This is a genomic window from Deltaproteobacteria bacterium, from assembly GCA_021737785.1.
Lineage (GTDB): Bacteria > Desulfobacterota > DSM-4660 > Desulfatiglandales > Desulfatiglandaceae > AUK324.
The window spans coordinates 1-15,629 of record JAIPDI010000040.1 but is presented as its reverse complement, the minus strand read 5'-3'; the positions used below and the strand labels follow the sequence as shown (position 1 = coordinate 15,629).

13 protein-coding genes and 1 pseudogene are annotated in these 15,629 nt (G+C 54.9%); 4 read left to right on the top strand and 10 right to left on the bottom strand.

What is annotated here, in order from left to right; all coding sequences use genetic code 11:
* Positions 1-337 precede the first annotated feature (337 nt).
* Positions 338-898, bottom strand: coding sequence for a hypothetical protein (locus K9N21_17665; protein MCF8145741.1), 561 nt, complete (start codon positions 896-898; stop codon positions 338-340).
* 167 nt (positions 899-1,065) lie between these two features.
* Here K9N21_17665 and K9N21_17660 point away from each other — a divergent pair.
* Positions 1,066-1,119: pseudogene (locus tag K9N21_17660) on the top strand (hypothetical protein).
* A gap of 572 nt (positions 1,120-1,691) precedes the next feature.
* Here the strand turns inward: K9N21_17660 and K9N21_17655 are convergent.
* Together K9N21_17655 and K9N21_17650 are read right to left on the bottom strand one after the other, a co-directional pair.
* Positions 1,692-2,171, bottom strand: coding sequence for a pyridoxamine 5'-phosphate oxidase family protein (locus K9N21_17655; protein ID MCF8145740.1), 480 nt, complete (start codon positions 2,169-2,171; stop codon positions 1,692-1,694).
* 138 nt (positions 2,172-2,309) lie between these two features.
* A complete protein-coding gene (locus K9N21_17650; protein MCF8145739.1) occupies positions 2,310-3,440 on the bottom strand; it encodes an NADH:flavin oxidoreductase in 1,131 nt (376 codons plus the stop codon).
* 222 nt (positions 3,441-3,662) lie between these two features.
* On the opposite strand from K9N21_17650, the gene K9N21_17645 reads away from it, so the two are divergent.
* Positions 3,663-4,109, top strand: coding sequence for a hypothetical protein (locus tag K9N21_17645; GenBank protein MCF8145738.1), 447 nt, complete (start codon positions 3,663-3,665; stop codon positions 4,107-4,109).
* A 55-nt stretch (positions 4,110-4,164) separates the two neighbouring features.
* Here the strand turns inward: K9N21_17645 and K9N21_17640 are convergent, their stop codons facing one another.
* The 3 genes from K9N21_17640 to K9N21_17630 form a co-directional block, all read right to left on the bottom strand.
* Positions 4,165-6,027, bottom strand: a complete 1,863-nt coding sequence (locus tag K9N21_17640) for a cytochrome C (protein ID MCF8145737.1) — start codon at positions 6,025-6,027, stop codon at positions 4,165-4,167.
* 656 nt (positions 6,028-6,683) lie between these two features.
* Complete coding sequence (locus K9N21_17635; GenBank protein MCF8145736.1) at positions 6,684-7,292, bottom strand: DUF2238 domain-containing protein; 609 nt, start codon at positions 7,290-7,292, stop codon at positions 6,684-6,686.
* A gap of 26 nt (positions 7,293-7,318) precedes the next feature.
* Entirely contained in the window at positions 7,319-9,469 is a 2,151-nt protein-coding gene (locus tag K9N21_17630; GenBank protein ID MCF8145735.1) for a hypothetical protein, read from the bottom strand.
* Between the two features lie 472 nt (positions 9,470-9,941).
* Between K9N21_17630 and K9N21_17625 the strand changes: the two genes are divergently transcribed.
* Both K9N21_17625 and K9N21_17620 read left to right on the top strand, forming a co-directional pair.
* Positions 9,942-10,235 (top strand): 7-cyano-7-deazaguanine synthase, encoded by a 294-nt coding sequence (locus tag K9N21_17625; protein ID MCF8145734.1) that lies wholly within the window; start codon positions 9,942-9,944, stop codon positions 10,233-10,235.
* A gap of 15 nt (positions 10,236-10,250) precedes the next feature.
* Positions 10,251-11,195 carry an NAD-dependent epimerase/dehydratase family protein gene (locus tag K9N21_17620; protein ID MCF8145733.1) on the top strand — a complete coding sequence of 315 codons (945 nt, stop codon included), beginning with the start codon at positions 10,251-10,253 and terminating at the stop codon, positions 11,193-11,195.
* 97 nt (positions 11,196-11,292) lie between these two features.
* On the opposite strand, the gene K9N21_17615 is transcribed toward K9N21_17620, so the two are convergent.
* The 4 genes from K9N21_17615 to K9N21_17600 all read right to left on the bottom strand — a co-directional run.
* Positions 11,293-12,627, bottom strand: coding sequence for a sigma-54 dependent transcriptional regulator (locus tag K9N21_17615; GenBank protein MCF8145732.1), 1,335 nt, complete (start codon positions 12,625-12,627; stop codon positions 11,293-11,295).
* Positions 12,624-14,222: a GHKL domain-containing protein gene (locus K9N21_17610; protein ID MCF8145731.1), complete on the bottom strand. Its 1,599-nt coding sequence runs from the start codon at positions 14,220-14,222 to the stop codon at positions 12,624-12,626. The genes K9N21_17615 and K9N21_17610 overlap by 4 nt, the downstream gene beginning before the upstream one ends.
* Positions 14,209-14,622, bottom strand: coding sequence for a hypothetical protein (locus K9N21_17605; protein MCF8145730.1), 414 nt, complete (start codon positions 14,620-14,622; stop codon positions 14,209-14,211). The genes K9N21_17610 and K9N21_17605 overlap by 14 nt, the downstream gene beginning before the upstream one ends.
* On the bottom strand, positions 14,598-15,629 hold a 1,032-nt coding region (locus tag K9N21_17600; GenBank protein ID MCF8145729.1), incomplete at its 5' end, for a hypothetical protein. The genes K9N21_17600 and K9N21_17605, both read right to left, overlap by 25 nt.

Below are 15,629 nucleotides of genomic sequence, written 5' to 3'. Positions count from 1 at the left end.
AGGGCCGTTTGCAAGGGGTTCGGGTTTGGATTTCCGTATTTTAACGGGTGACCTGAAGGTTTTTTCTTGAATCAAAGCGGGAAACAAGGTGGGTTGACAGTACTCCTGATAATCGGGACAGTTCTTCACCCTGCATCGGGTACAGACCTCAATGCTGACCTTTGGATGTGATTTTTTTTTGGTGCAGGTGACGTATGGCATAATTTATCAGGGTATCAAAGGGGGTTCAACCCCTCGGGGTGAACTGTTATCCGACCTTTAACGAATACTGAACTACCGCAAAGCCGCAGACTGAATCCCGTCTGCCATCATTCCGAAAAGCAGACGTCACGGGGTGTCAATACAGCGGCAGCTTGCGCAGCGGGGTAAACGTGAACCGCTGACCGCCGACGCTGGCTTCAAACATCAGGCCACCCTTGGCAAGGGTGAACACCAGCACGCCTTTCTGGTAGTTCGCATCGGCGGCCGCTCCCTCGGAGGCGGCGACGGCCGTGGCCTGCGCGCTCAACGCCCACTGACCCTCTGCAAACCTGTCCAGGGCGACTTTGTCCCGGAAGAAAATCACCTCGGCGTATTCCTGAGCCCCTAGTTGCAGGCCGATAGTGCCCTGGCTCACCGAGGAGAGGCCGATCAATCTCCCGTCGGCAAACACCTGTCCGTCCCCATGCGCAGCACCGATGCCGATAGCCCCCTTGGTCACCGTCGGAAAGACCGCATATCCGGCAGCGGAGTCAAAAAGGTTTTGCATGGTGCGATCGCTCCTCGTGAACAAGGTAATGGCAGCGGCGGTTTCCTGATCAAAACTGCCGCCGCTGACATAAGGCTCCGTGGCGCACCCGGTCAGCCACAGCAGCACGGTCATACCGACAATCAACATTGCAGCGTTCGAACGGTTCATAGTGTGGTCTCCATTGGATGGTATTCTGAAGTTTTTGGAAAAAACAATCTCTCAATACTTACTCCACAGTCCAAAGTTCTCGTAATGTATTGATTTTATTGAATGCATAAATTCCAGGCCGTCATTCCGGCGAAAGCCGGAATCCAGTGTCTTTTTGATAAGTTAAATGTTCTGGATGCCGGTCGAAGATCCCGTACTTGCGGGGATCAAGTCCGGCATGACGTGAGAACTTTGGACTCTCAAGATACTTACAAAAGGGAACAAATTCCCCAACCATGCAAGACATTATTTCCATATTCCAATCTCACGACAATGGGGCAAAACCCGTATTCCGATGAGTAAAAAGACAACGGGGGCGCCCATACGAATCCGTGGGTAAAATTGAGTTAATCAGAAGCCCTGGCCGCTTCATAGTGTATCCGGGTGGATCATCAGTGTCAAGGCGGCTTTCCATATTGAGGGCCCCTGCATGCATATGGCCTCATACGTAAATGGATGACCCGATGCCAAAATCAACTTTAGATAGTACCCGAACGGAAACCCGGAAAATCAAGAAATAGTGAAATATGACAAGAGGTTCTGTTAATGTAAATTTTGTTCCATCAATTTTCAATTTTCAATTCTTGAATATTCAATTGTGCCTGAACGGGGTTTTCGTTCAGGCACTGCAAGATATATGGATGCAGGCATCCAAGGCGCATCTTGACACGATATTTCTGTTCCCCTTATGATGCAGGATATGGAGAAAAGTCTTTGGCAGATCCATCTTGGCGCAGCCCCATTAACCGCGGCGTCATAGCGTTATTCTCTCCCTGAACCCGAATTTGATCTGATTGTCCAGGTAGTAAACGATTCGGGGATCCAGCCTGTAGAAACGAACCTTGAATCGCTTGACAAAGTTTTCCAGGTTCAATGCCTGACCGGCGTCAAAGAACTCTCTGACAAATCTAAATTTTCTGGTATATGCGCGAATGGCTTGAACAGCGGTGATACCGGGTGTCAATTGCCGAACGGCGCCGGACATCTGAATTCCCTTGATGCCCTGCCAGGTGTCGGCATAGGGGTAGATGGCGGCTGACGCCTGTTTGCTTTCCATCGCTTCGATAATATGTCTGGACTCCGGATCTGAAAAGAAGAAAAACGCGGATTGGTAAAACACGTAGTACACCGGCGCGGCCCAGGGCGTATTATCACGGGCCGTGGCCAGGGTCATGGTGCTCTGCCGGTTGATGAGTTCCAGGGCCTGTCTTTTGAGTTCAGAATTATCCTTCATAAGAAATCTCTCTCAAGCCCTGACATCTCGGCACCTGAATCTGCCTGGCAAGAACTTCCCTCCAGGTTCATTCCAGGGCCTTCTGGTCGCGTTTATTCAAGGCATCGGGGCGGTCGTTCGGAGCGCACCCCCACCACATCACAGATGTGCGTCCTCTTTTTCCCCGAGGACACATTTTAACCGTGCGCCGGTCAAAATCAGATCAAAACAGCCGTTACACGAGATGCAGGTGGGCCGGCGTTCCTCACCGGTGCTCCAGGAGGCGATTAGGTCCGGCTCCCGAATCAACGGCCGGCACAGGGCCACGAGGTCGGCGTGACCCGCGCTTAAGACCTCCTCCATCAGGTCTCGACTGCGCAGTCCCCCCACCATGGTTACCGGCACATTGACTTTCGCCTTGACTTGCCGGCACCATTCCCGGAAGTAACCCTCTTGCTCCCTTTTGACGATCTTCGGGCGGAACTCGGCTTGGGTGAAGTCACCCCCCCTGAGACCCTGGCTGACCTCGATAGCGTCATAGCCGAGGTCAGCCAGTTGCACCGCCGCCTGCAAACCTTCCTCAAATTCGAGCCCGCCGGCGAACCCGTCCGCCACCCCCAGCTTGATCATTACCGGGTATTTCTTCCCCACTGCCTTTCGCACCGCGGCATAGACCCTTTTGTGCAGTCGAAGGCGGTTTTCAAGAGGACCGCCCCAGTTGTCTTTTCTCCGGTTACTTTGGGGGGAGAGGAACTGGGAAAGGAGGTAGGCGTGGGCGCCATGTACCTGCACCGCGTCGGCCCCCGCCCTCTTGACCCGGCCCGCAGCCTTTCCGAAGGCATCGATGACGGCCTCGATTTCCTCAGCTGTCATGCCCCTGCAGGCACCTTCAAAATAAGGGTCCTCTCCCGGCTCCAGATCCGAGGGACCCAGGGCACGCCGACCCAACGCCCCCTGACGGCGAAAGGCCTCCCTGCCGCCGTGAAAGAGCTGAACCGCCAGTTTGGAACCATGTTCATGAACCGCGTTGACCAGCCATGACAAGCCTTCGATGGAATGATCCCGTTGGATTGAGTTTTGAGACGGGGAAATCTTTCCCGCTGAATCCACGTTAAAGATGCCGCTGACGATCAGCCCGACCTCTCCTCTGGCCAGGGCGGTGTACAGGTCAATCTGCCACTCTGAAACAAATCCGCCAGGGTCCGCTCCCCCATCATAGGTGGCCGAACGGACGAAACGATTCTTTAGGGTAAGATCTCCGATCGCAAGCGGGGTGAACGGGATTTTCATGAAATCCTCCTCCATGATACATCTTAATCTCCGTTTAACGCGGAAGGAAGATGCATTTCTAACATTTAGTAATCCATCTTTCAATAAAATCTCAATACATACCTTTTGCCGCCGGGATCAATCCCGTTAAGGGCGCTTCTTGACACGCCGTGCATTCTTGACGTACACTTTACCATCAAAACAAGCTTTTATCAGTGGCGTCAATTCAGATGGAGGTGTCGTATGGAATCAAGATCTTTCCTTCACAGATGTTACGCAATCGTATGGGTCGTTCTCCTGGGCTTCTTTTTTGCATCTTGCGGCATACCCATGACCAGGGGCCAACACTGGCTGGATACGAAGACAGCCGAACCGGAAATTAATGTTTCAGGCGCATGGAATTCACCGGAATGGGGTGCCGCGGAGTTCACGCAGGAAGGCCGTTCAGTTACCGGAGTTTTGGGAGACTATCATGTCAATGGGGTCGTCAGCGGGAGCAGCCTATATCTGGTGATGTATTCAGGGGATAGAGTACACTACACTGCGGATTTAAAGGCTGCGAACAAAGACTCTTTTAACGGTCTTTATTCCAAGTATACGATTATTGACGAGGTGATCAAGGAGCCGGGTGACCGCGGAGTTATCAGACCGATCACCCTTACGAGGGTGTCTGCTTCGCAATCTCAGTAACTCCTTTTCACGCTAATCTTTTTACCTTACCGGACTTCACAAAGTCATCCATTGATCAATCATCGTCGTCGTCATCCCCGACAAGCTCATTTTCATGGCAAAGACCGCAACCGATCTGCGTACCCTTGGGAATGGCGACAATACGATCTTCCACCTCAAAAATTCGGTCTGCCGCGGCCTTTGAAATCACCGTCCCGTCTCCGGTCGCACCATGGCACGTCCCACAGGCCGCCTGAGACTTGAATTCTTCATGGTCCTTGACCCATGCCTGACTGTTTACATTGTGAATGCCATGAGGTCCGTTAAGGGTCAAGGGCAATCCGCTTCCATGGCAGGCCGCACATTCAGTGATCATGCCGTCATGACCCTGAATCTGAAGGGCTGCCAAGTTGTCATTCGCTTCCCGTGAAGGCCATATGGCATGGGGACTGCCATGACAGGACGGGCAGCTCACACCGTTATGTCCGACGCTGTTCCGATAAAGCGTCCCGGCCTGCTCGGCAAATCGCTTATTGGCTGCAACAATAAAAGTGGCCTGATCCGGGCTGTCGGCATAGGTCCTGCGTCGAATGATCTGGCCGTCATAATTGTTGAGGGCATCCCCCGTGTGGCAGGACTGGCACGTGGGGAGATCCGTCCAGGGGGTCCGGTTTGCATGGCCCACGGCGGTCAGGGTGCCGTGACAGTCCGAACAACTCAGACCCGCCGTATCCATGGCCCCTCGAGCACATTGGGTATTTTCACCCGGATGGCAATAATAACAGGCATTTCCACTGGGTGGATCCACAGGGGTCCTTGTGGCGTGATATCCATGTACGGCCCGGGAAAGGGTCGGGTTGGTTATCTGCGGTCCCACCGGTCCGGCATGGGTCAGGTCCAGGGCCGGAGAATAGTGACAGGAGGCGCAGAGAACCGGCTGACTGTTGAACAGGTTCGTGCCGTTTCTATAATCATGAAGGATCAGGACGTTTTCCCTATACTGGATCGCCGGGTTGGCATTGGCGCTCCATGGCAGGCCGGAAATGGAAGCCCCCACATTTCCGGTGGCATGACAGACGTTGCAATTCATCTCATCCGATATGGGAACCACCACGGGCAGGGAGGAAAGGACAGCGGTGTTTAAAGGATCCATGGCCTTAACATTCATCAGGGGATAGGAGTTGACGTTCAAATTGTCGTCCAAGGAAGTAATCGGAATTCCTGCGGCACTAAACCAATACACATTTTCCCCTTCCCACGGAAGAGGTTGGGGTTGATTGGTGATGCCCGGCATCTTGGCCCCCATGAGCCCTTCATCCACCTGAAGATCGGCGCCGAACAGGGGGAGGACATAATCCCAGAAATTTGTCTTGCCGGCGCTTGTCATGTTGATGGAGCCGGTCTGATCGGCCATGGCCTGGTACGTGACCGAGACGGCCGGACCCATGATCTTGGGAGCCGTCCCCTTTTGGATCACCTGCGCATTCAGCACATTGTAAAGCGGCAGGATGCTGAATACCGAAAAATCCGGGTCGTAGCAGTGCATGCCCAGGTCATTAAAGGCAAACACCTGAAACTCCCCGGAAAGCGGCCCCGGATCTTCAATGACAACCTCTACGATGTTGGAATACGGACTTACTCCCGAAGCATCGCGAGACTGAACCGCCATGTAATACGCGGCTCCGGGCCAAAGGTAGACCGACAGACGGGTTTGCATCCCCACATCCACGGTTACGATGGATCCAAAGCCCGTGGAGGTCTTCGGCGCATAAGAAAGGGTATAGCCGGTTGCCCCGCTTACCCCGGTCCAGGAAAATTGGGCCCAGGTCCCGGAGACGAACGGGGTCACCACAGGAGGCTGAGGTTGGGACAGGGCTGTTCCGGGTCCGGAAACCATAATCGCACAGAACAGAATCAGTAAGAATGTGTTCCATTTCATGACGTTCCCCCTTATGAAACTCTCTTTTCCGGTTCTGATGTATTCGATAAGGCGACGAATTCATCGGCTTTCATATATGGTGATTCTGGTTGCGGCGGGTCACCAACAGAAAAATCATCCCATTTTCTTTGCCCGGTTGTGATAGGCTATGTTTATGTCTGTAAATTCACCTTTGAAATGACCTTCGAACTGTATATCTAATTTAATGGCTGAACGGAAACCCGGAAATTCAAAAGGGGTCGAATCGAAAAATTGCTTTTATTAATTTAAACTTTATTCCACCAATTCGGAATTCCTCAATTCCCAATTCTGCCTGAATCACGCCAAGGCGTGATTTTCGTTCAGGCTCTAATTATACCCCGGATGGACCGCAATAAAATCAGGTCAACACCCTATTCTGTTCTGCAGTGCTACTTATATGACATGGCGTCAGGCCAACCCATCCGAAGCCGGGTTGCGAGACAGGGTGAGTCTGCCGGCTCCGGGAGGCTGATCCGGAGCCTGCGCGCTTTGCTAATCCATTTTCACGGGAAATGAAGACAAAGGGCTTGCCCAATCGGTCCACGGTCATCTATTGGAAGAGGCCCACACTGATCCGGGAGGAGCTGTCTGAGTCTGAGGCGGGTCATCGGATGGGTCATGATACGCCTAGGATGTCACCCGCCTTTCGATCCTTGGATCCTCTTGAGTTGACGATCATGCGCCCTGGAGAGAAGAACCAATGCCGATATCGCGCCCAGCAGTGCGAAGGCCATATCCGATTGGGTATCCCATACATAGCCCTGCGTAGCTAAAAAGGCCTCGGCAGATTCACTGGAGACAAGGGCACCCCACCATTCAATAAGCTCGTAGAATGCACTCAATGCAAGGCACACGCATACGATAAGAAAGTTTTGCCATGCGCCATTCTTTATAACCGACTGCCTCATGAATATCTCCCGTGCAATAATGGCAGGAACAAAACCCTGGGCAAAATGCCCGACCTTGTCGTAGTTGTTTCTCTCAAGTTCAAGATAATCCCGTATCCAGTTAAATAACGGGACCTCTGCATAGGTATAATGGCCTCCGATCATCAGAATAATGCAATGGATCAGTATCAGGGTATAAGCAAGACGTGTAAGACGGAATTTCTTATATGTGGCGCACAAGGCGATGAACCCCGCCAAAGCGGGCGCCACCTCCAGAAACCAGACCAGTGGGTATTTCGGAGATATCCCGGACCATGTTAACACGCCGAAAAATATGATAAGCCAGGCTGTCCTCATCTGCTTTATGTGTGGGCGGGACGCCCTCAATTTATATTCACCGTGGATCCGTTTTCTGCATGAAATCCAGGGCTGAGTGTAACTGTCGGTGCTGTGAAGGTCACGGTGGCGCCGCCTTCAACTTTGACATTGCTCCCCAATACGATGGATGCGCCATTGGAGCACGAACAGGTGGTGCCTGTGGCATATGTTACATTCGTAATCATGCCACTCGCAGGACAATCGGGGCATGAAGAAACGGCTGAGATCACCATAGACGCGGCAGGATCACCGTAAAGGTTGAAATCAAAGAGATTCATCCAGCTCTTCCCACCCCAATCGCTATCCTCATTCATATTGGCCCCCATGTCGCTCTTCACATCAAAAAGCGCCTTGGATGCCTCCTTCCTGTTAGCGACTAACTCCTGGCCATAATAATACCCGATGCTTGCATTATCGCAATAATATTTCAAGCTGGTCTCCCACCGGGTTACAGCATACCAGCTCACTCTGCTGGCAGAGGTCGTTGTGATGGCGCCGTTGTAGAGGAGGGCCGTCCCCAAATTGTCTGCATTTTCAGGGTAACCGTTAAGACAAGAACACTGATAAACATGTGATGGATAATTGTCGTTCAGCGCAGCAGCATCGCTGCTCTCAATAATTCGAGGGGACCATAACGGGGGGCAACCGTCATATCCGATGTCGGCCCCGGTCTGGCTTCCGTGGCCCCACCACCATACCATCCCGTAAGGATAGTAGCGCCACCGTTGCCAGGAGACATCGTTTAAGAGCTCCTGATCACTTGAATAGGACGAATCGGCGGCGCTGCAATACGTGCCCTGCATGTACAATGTGTATTCGGAATAACCTGTTGGATTCAGATAATTATTGATCATCGCCTCAGACAGGTGAGCCCCGTCTGTGGATGCGTCTGAGAAGCTCATAGGCATAAGAGCGCTCTTTCTCCAGTCAATACTCGTTGCATTTCCGTAATTGATCGTCTTCGTCAAAACCGAATCCAAATGAGTGACGCCCGAGTAGACCGGAATCCTTCCCACATAGACTTCATTCGCAAAATCTACCCCACCACTCCCTTTGTCCCCGTCATAATCCCCAAAATACCCATCGCCGTTGAGATCCCAGTTCCCGGTGAGATCGGCATAAAAATAGGCTATTGGTGATTCTCTAAAACACTCTTCCCCTTTTCTCGGCCAGCACATCTTCATGGGCACATCTCCTACTGAATCGCTGCCGCTGCTCGGATCATCCGGATCAGGGTTCCCTATCAACAATACATAGATGATTCCCAAACTGCTGTAATTATTTATCAACCATTGTCGTATCCTTTCGGCAGTGCCATCGGGAGATTGCCCGGTCAGGCCACCGTATTCATCTTCGGTTATGATTAGAGGAGAATATCCTCTGCTGGAAAGGTGAAAGACAAAGCTACTCAGCTTTGTGCTGTTGCGCTTGATCCAATTCGTTGTGATGATAACATAGTCATGGGCCGCAGATGGTTCTGCCTCAGCTTTGACCGGTCTGTACCAGGCCGTTGCTTCTGAATAGTTTTCAAAGAGTTGTCTCGCCCTATCATCCATTTTAGCATCCGCAAGTCCAGCTTCATGAGCCGAACTGCCGGGCGCGCGACCATAAGTGATGGTCACCGCCACTTCAGGGATATATCTCAATTCTCTGCTCATGGGATTGTATTGAAAGGGGGTATATTTCACATTGATAAATTTCCATTTCCTCATCTGGGAAAATCCCAAATATTCGATCGTTTCCCGGGGAAAATAGGCGTCTTTTGAATAAACCTCAGCCTTTCCCCCCAAGAGTAGTCTGTTGCCATCCCTCGTTCCCATGGGGGGCAATTCTCTGATATTGAATTTACCGACATTTTCTGTTCTCCTCACAGAATATGACACCTCAATATGTTGCGCTCTCACGTCATAGGGCACAGCGAATCGAAAAATCCTGCATGGCAAGTCAGGGTAGCCTGGTACTGCATAAGAGAAATAACCGTCGATCAGGACCGCGTCGAAACCATCGCCCATTGCTTGTATACGGTAGGCCGGCGCTTTCAGGGTATAGGTCAGTGTGGCAGCGTCATCTGCAGTTGCCGGCTGGTTTAAGAAAACAAATGCCGAAACCCACGCCAAAAGAAGAGAAAAGACACCCTTTGATGCTCTGCATATCATTCAGTACCCCTGTATGTCCGTCATTCTGGGACGCCCTCAATTTTTTAGGTTTGGGTATCTGCCAGCTGAAAACTGTTTTCCAAGGCGATCACCTTCCCTGATCATTATGTGCTGGGAAAAACGAGATGCGCTCGTCAAGTCTTGGTAATCCAAGTATACCTTATGTGTTTATCTCATTCAAGAAATCGCTGTCAACTTTGAAACCTATGGCCGCCCTGAAGCCCTCACTCGGAGAAAGGCATAAAAACATAGGTCTCTCTCTTCCCTGGGCCTTTCACCGGATCATCTCGAAGGCATGACACCCCAGCGCCGGGGTCCAGACGGCCCCTGCCGGGCCGCACCTCTCAGAAGGCATTCGTCCGCGGATTGAGGATCTTTTCGTTGACAGCTGCGACATGACGGGCTATGGAATCAGCGAGATCTTTCTTAGGGTATCTCTCCCCTAAAGGACCTCCCATGAGGGTTTCGGGGTATGAGATCATGGGGACCGCATACGGATGTGGGCGAGGGGAAGGGCCGGGGCGTGGGGCGGGGAGAAGAAGGTGGTGAAGACGTAGGCCCCGGTCATCAGGATGGTCAAGGCCGAGATCATCCGTACTGTCAGGGGCTCGGCGTGGACAACGCAGAGACCCACAGTTGCTATGACCCGTTTTCCTCGGAAGATGCGTGCGGGAGATGCGAGAGTTGTGTGCAGAGGAAACGGGGGTTCAAGGAAGAGCGTCTCCCACAGGCATTTGAAGAGATACGGCCGTTTGTGAACCGATGATGCACGGAGGCTCACATGAAAGTCGCTGTCATTGGCGCTTCGGGCTACCTGGGAGGCTTGATCGTTCGACATGTGGGGGCCGACCCGAATGTTGAATCCATTTTGGGATTGGATATTGTCCACCCGAAATCCCTTGCACCCAAGATGACCTTTCAAGAGGCCGACGTGCGCTGCGCGGATTTTGCCCGTCTCCTCGCGGGCGTGGACGTGGTCTACCATTTGGCGTTTATTGTGGAGCCCCCCAAAAAACTGTCCATGCGGGACATTGACCAGATCAACATCGAAGGGAGCCGGCGCATATTTGAAGGGGCGATCTCGGCGGGGGTGCCAAAGATCATATACGCCAGTTCAGTAGCGGCATACGGCGCCCACCCGGACAATCCGGTTCCCCTCCGCGAAGGCTCTTTACTGCGACCCAACAACGACTGGTATTATTCCAGGACGAAGGGCGCAGTTGAGGATATTCTGAACACGCTACAGAGACACAGCCCTTCCACCATCATCATCCGTTACAGGCCCTCCATCTTTCTTGGCCCGGGCATCAACAACACGGTCGGGAAGGGGCTGTCGGGAAAGACCCTTTATTGTTTTCCCGAAGATCCAAAGATCGACCTCTGCTGGGACGAGGATGTTGCCGAGGCCTTTCGACTTGGTCTGGGTTACCAGCGTTCCGATATCTTCAACCTCGCCGGTAAAGGACCGATGACGACAAGGGAAATGGGTGTCTTGATGGGGAAGCGTGTGGTTGTGTTGCGTCCATGGGTTTTCTTCCCGATATGTCGTCTGGCCGCAAGACTCGGAATGATTCCCCAGGGAGTGCCTGGATGGGCCGGGTGCTTGATGAGGTACCCGGTCCTGGTCAGCGCAAGGAGAGCAGAGGAGAGGCTCGGGTGGCGACCCAGGCACGATGCCGCGCAGACGCTCCTTCGGTTTATGCAAGGTATGGCCCCGGGGAACTGAAAGAAACGGCCCCATCCTGTTTCGCGAAGGGGGATCCAAAGGATTGCGAATGAAGCATCCCGCAAGGATTCGGGGCATTCTGTGAGATCCGATATGGTTATGAGCCGCTCCTTCGAATGCCGTTCTTTTTCATCTTATACCTGAGCACCCGTTCACTGATGCCCAACTGCTCCGCGGCCCGGGTCTGGACCCAGTCGCTCTTTTCAAGGGCCGAGAGGATCATTTCCCGTTCCACCGCCTCCAGTCGTTCCTCAAGGGTGCCCTGGGTCGTGGCCTGGAAATGCCGGATTTCGTGGGGCAGATCGGCCGGCGTAATGGAATGCCCCCTAGTCAGGGTAACCGTCCGCTGCACCATGTGCTCCAGTTCCCTGACATTGCCGGGAAAAGGGTACTTGATCAGCATGTCTTCTGCTTCGGGCGTAAACCGAAGGGGAGCAGAAGCATACCGTTTCAGGAAGAGTTCCAGAAGCGAGGGGATGTCTTCACGTCGGCGCCGCAGGGGAGGGATCTCGATCTCCAGGACCCGAATGCGATAGAATAGGTCTTCCCTGAAAGTTCCGCCATCGACCATTTTTCTGAGGTTGCGGTTGGTAGCGGAAATCAGCCTGACATCCACATCCTTCTCCTCCTCGCTCCCCACCGGGCAGATCTTCCCTTCCTGGATTGCCCTGAGGAGCTTGGGCTGAAGGGAAAGGGGCATCTCACCCATCTCGTCCAGCATGAGCGTTCCGCCGCCGGCCAGTTCAAATCGCCCCCTTCGGCCCTGGGAGGCCCCGGTAAATGCCCCCTTCAGATGCCCGAACAGCTCGCTTTCAAAAAGCGGCTCCGGTATGGCCGCACAGTTGACTACGATGAAGGGAGCGTCGGTTCTCGGGCTCAGAAGGTGTATCAGGTGCGCTGCCAGTTGTTTCCCGGTCCCGGTTTCACCGGAGACAAGGACCGGCCAGTGACTCCCCGCCATCCTTCTTACCAGGGAGAGCACATCTTTCATGGCCTGGCTTTCGGCGATGATCTTGAGGGGGAGCGGTCCCTCCGCCACCACCTCTTTCACCTCAGCCACATCTTCATCAACGGCGATCTCCTGCTCGATCTGCCGGATCATTTTCAAGAGCACGGACAGGTCCACGGGCTTTTCCATGAATTCGGACGCGCCCAGTTTCATGGCCGTGACAGCCGTGTCCACATCGCCGAAGGCCGTGATCATGATGATCCGCACCCTCGGGTTCATCCCCTTCATCTTTTCCAGCACCACGGCCCCGCTGATCCCGGGCATCCGGTGATCCAGAAGCACCAGGTGGACCGGTTCCCTTTCAAAGAGGCGGAGGGCCGCCGGGCCGTCAGGGGCCGTCAGGACGGAGTAACCCTGCTTTTCCAGGAACCCCTTCAGCAATTCCCGCTGGGTAGGATCATCGTCAACGATCAGAATTTTCATTCAGAGGCCCCTCCATCTGTGCTCTTTTCTCCTGTTGTCCCTCTTCCGGCCCTGGCAGCGGGGAGCCAGACCGAGATCTCCACGGTCCCGGGCTCATGGACCTGGACCGTCATCCGGCCCCCGTGGGCCTCCACGATCCTTCGGGATATGGTCAGGCCCAGACCCGTCCCATCCGCCTTGGTGGTAAAATAAGGTTCCAGAATACGTTCCGCGGCTTCCGGTTCCAGGGAAAAGCCCCTGTTGGTCACCTTCAGGCAGACCCCCTGGTCCTGTCCGGGGGACACCTCCACGTGGATAACCCCCCCGCCGGTTTGAGCCTCGATGGCGTTCTTCAGGAGGTTCTCCGCCACCTGCCCCAGGAGGCCGGGATCTCCCGGAATCGACCTTCGGAAGCTGATCTGCCGGGACACCTCTATACCCGACGCCTCGCAGCGGTGGGCGTACAGAAGGAGCATGTCCTCGACCAACAGATCGAGGCGCATGGCTTTTTTCAATGGCCTCTGGGGGCGGGCATATCTCAGAAGTCCCTCCACGCTGGTGTTGGCGCGTTTTACCGCATCGAGCATTAAATCAACAAGGTGGCGGTGATCATCGCTCAGCTCGTCAGCCTCTATCAGGAGCCTCTGGAGGCCCATGCCCAAGACATTTAGGGGATTTCGGACCTCGTGGGCAATAGCGGCTGCGGAGCGGCCCAATGAGGCGTTTTCCCGCTCCAGGGCCAGTTGCCTGTCAAACTCCTTGACCTGGGCAATGTGGGCAGCCTGGCGCCTGTAGAGGATCAGCGACAGGACGATGCCGAGAGATGCAAGGGCCGCGCTAAAGATGAAGAAATCGCGCCACAGACGTCCAATGGAGCGGTCCAGATATCCGGCGTCCAGGGCTACGGCAATCTCCGCTCCATCCATGGGGACCCGGGCCTCGGCAACCCTGCGGCCGCCCTCCTCTTTCATGATCACGAAAGCCGTCTCCGGGGACCCCATTACCGCGCCCGGGGCCGTCTTCATTCGCACATAGCCTATTCGGGGAATCCCCGCAAGGGTCCGGATCACATTGTCTAATCCCAGGTGCTCCTGAATGGTCCGGACCTGCGCATCGCTCATGCCCACCATCACCCGGCCCGGAGCCCCCTGATCAGCCCCTGAAAAAAGATACAGCCCTTCTTTCGGCAGGTGTCGAAGCCCCGGAGCAGGAGACCGGGCCGAATCGTGGTTTGGGAGCCACTCCGGCGGGCCTTCCACATATTCTCCGGGTCCTCGGTGGATGCCGATCCCCGTGAGTCCGGCCTCTTGCGAAAAGGCGGTCAGTTCTTCTGCCGTAAACGGCTCCACCTTGTCCAAATAGTCCACAAAACGGGCCGTGTTACGCAAAAAAGACTCGAGGATTTCCTCTGCCGCCTGTTTGGAGAGGACGCCTCCCCGGGCGCTCAGTTGAATCACTTCTGCCATCAGGACCGCATGTTCGCGCACGTGTGACAGGAAGTCCTCCTTGGCCTGGTGGACCTGCCACAGGAAATAGGCCGTCACAACACAGAAAAGAAGCGAGAAGACAAACAGGTTGGCTGCCCAGAGGGGGAGACCGCGTCTAATTCCTGCCATGACCCTTGCCGCCCCCCTTTCCGCCATACTGGCCTCTGCCCTTGCCGATACGGCGTCGTACCCCGGTGGCGTCTTTCCCCCCGGCGCCGCTCCCTGTTGCGTAGATCCTGGCGGCATTGAGGACGCCTTCCATCTCGGACCTGTCGCCCCATATCCTGACAATGCTCCCCGAAGAGAGATTTTTCGGAAGCCGATCCGGATGGATGGCGACCTCCACGGATTTTCCGGCGCCTCCCTCTCCCTCCATCCCATCGGATTCTTCTTCAAGGAGGAGGACGGACAATCTTCCGGCATCCCGGTCCACGGAAACGACGCGGCCCAAAAAGAGGTCCTCGCCCGAGGCGTCGAGAACCCATCCGTTGAGCAGGACGCCCATCAGAATGAGTATGAAAATCCGCATTGAAAAACCGTCTGGGTATAGGATTCATAGTCGAGGGGCGCATCGCCGGACTTCCACCCCGCCTGCCCAAAGAGTTCGAAATCGCCCCAGAACCTGCTGACCTGGATCCCTGCGGACCAGGTGTCATTGGACTGTCTTACGCGGGTCATGCTTTCCGGGACCCGATGGTAGTCTGTCCGGAACCACGCGGCCTCCAACCCCACCAACCATTCAGGGGCCGGAGCCCACGAAAGGGCGGCCCCCGCCTGGATCTCCCTGTACGATTCCATATCCAGCGACGCGTCCAGGTCTCCATAGGCCCCATAGACCCGGCCGGTCAGGGAGGAGAGGATGAAAACGTCCAGATTCAGGGCCGTCGCCAGAAGGCGGTTGTCCCGTGGGGGGTAAAGCGTATGCAGGGGGCGGTTCCCCTTCTCACCAGAATCCGGGCGCCACGGGGACGGTTCCCCTCCCTTCTCAGGGCGAAACGCGGGAGAAGACCGCTTGCCGCCTTTCCCGCCCTTTACCTCCTGTCTCCCCTGTCCCTTGCCGGAAAAAGGCATGGCCCAGTTCAAATAGCTGAGCCAGCGGCAGGTCTGCTCGAACCCCAGGGTCAGTCGGCTGGACATGATCCAGTCGGCCCGAATGCCCACCATGGCCTCGTTCCGATCGTCGGCCTCGATGAGCGCATCCCGATAGGCGGCCACCTCTCCCATGAGTGCCGGCAGGAGCTTGCCTTCGGCCAGGGAGTACGTGATGGCCCCATCGGCCTGCACCCGATAGTTGTCGCCCACGCTCCAGTAATCCTGGTATCTTCCCTCTACGGACAGGTCGAGGCTCAGATCATCGGTCAAACCCAACGGCTGGCCGGCCCTGAGCCCATACACGGAAAACCCGGAGCCCTCGGACGGATCGATCAGGGCCGGATTGGAATCATACCCGGCTGTCAGTTCGGCCGTCAGGTCCACGGCCAGGGAATGGGGGACCATCAGAAGAAAATAGAGGCAGGCCGCCCCCACGAGTCCTGC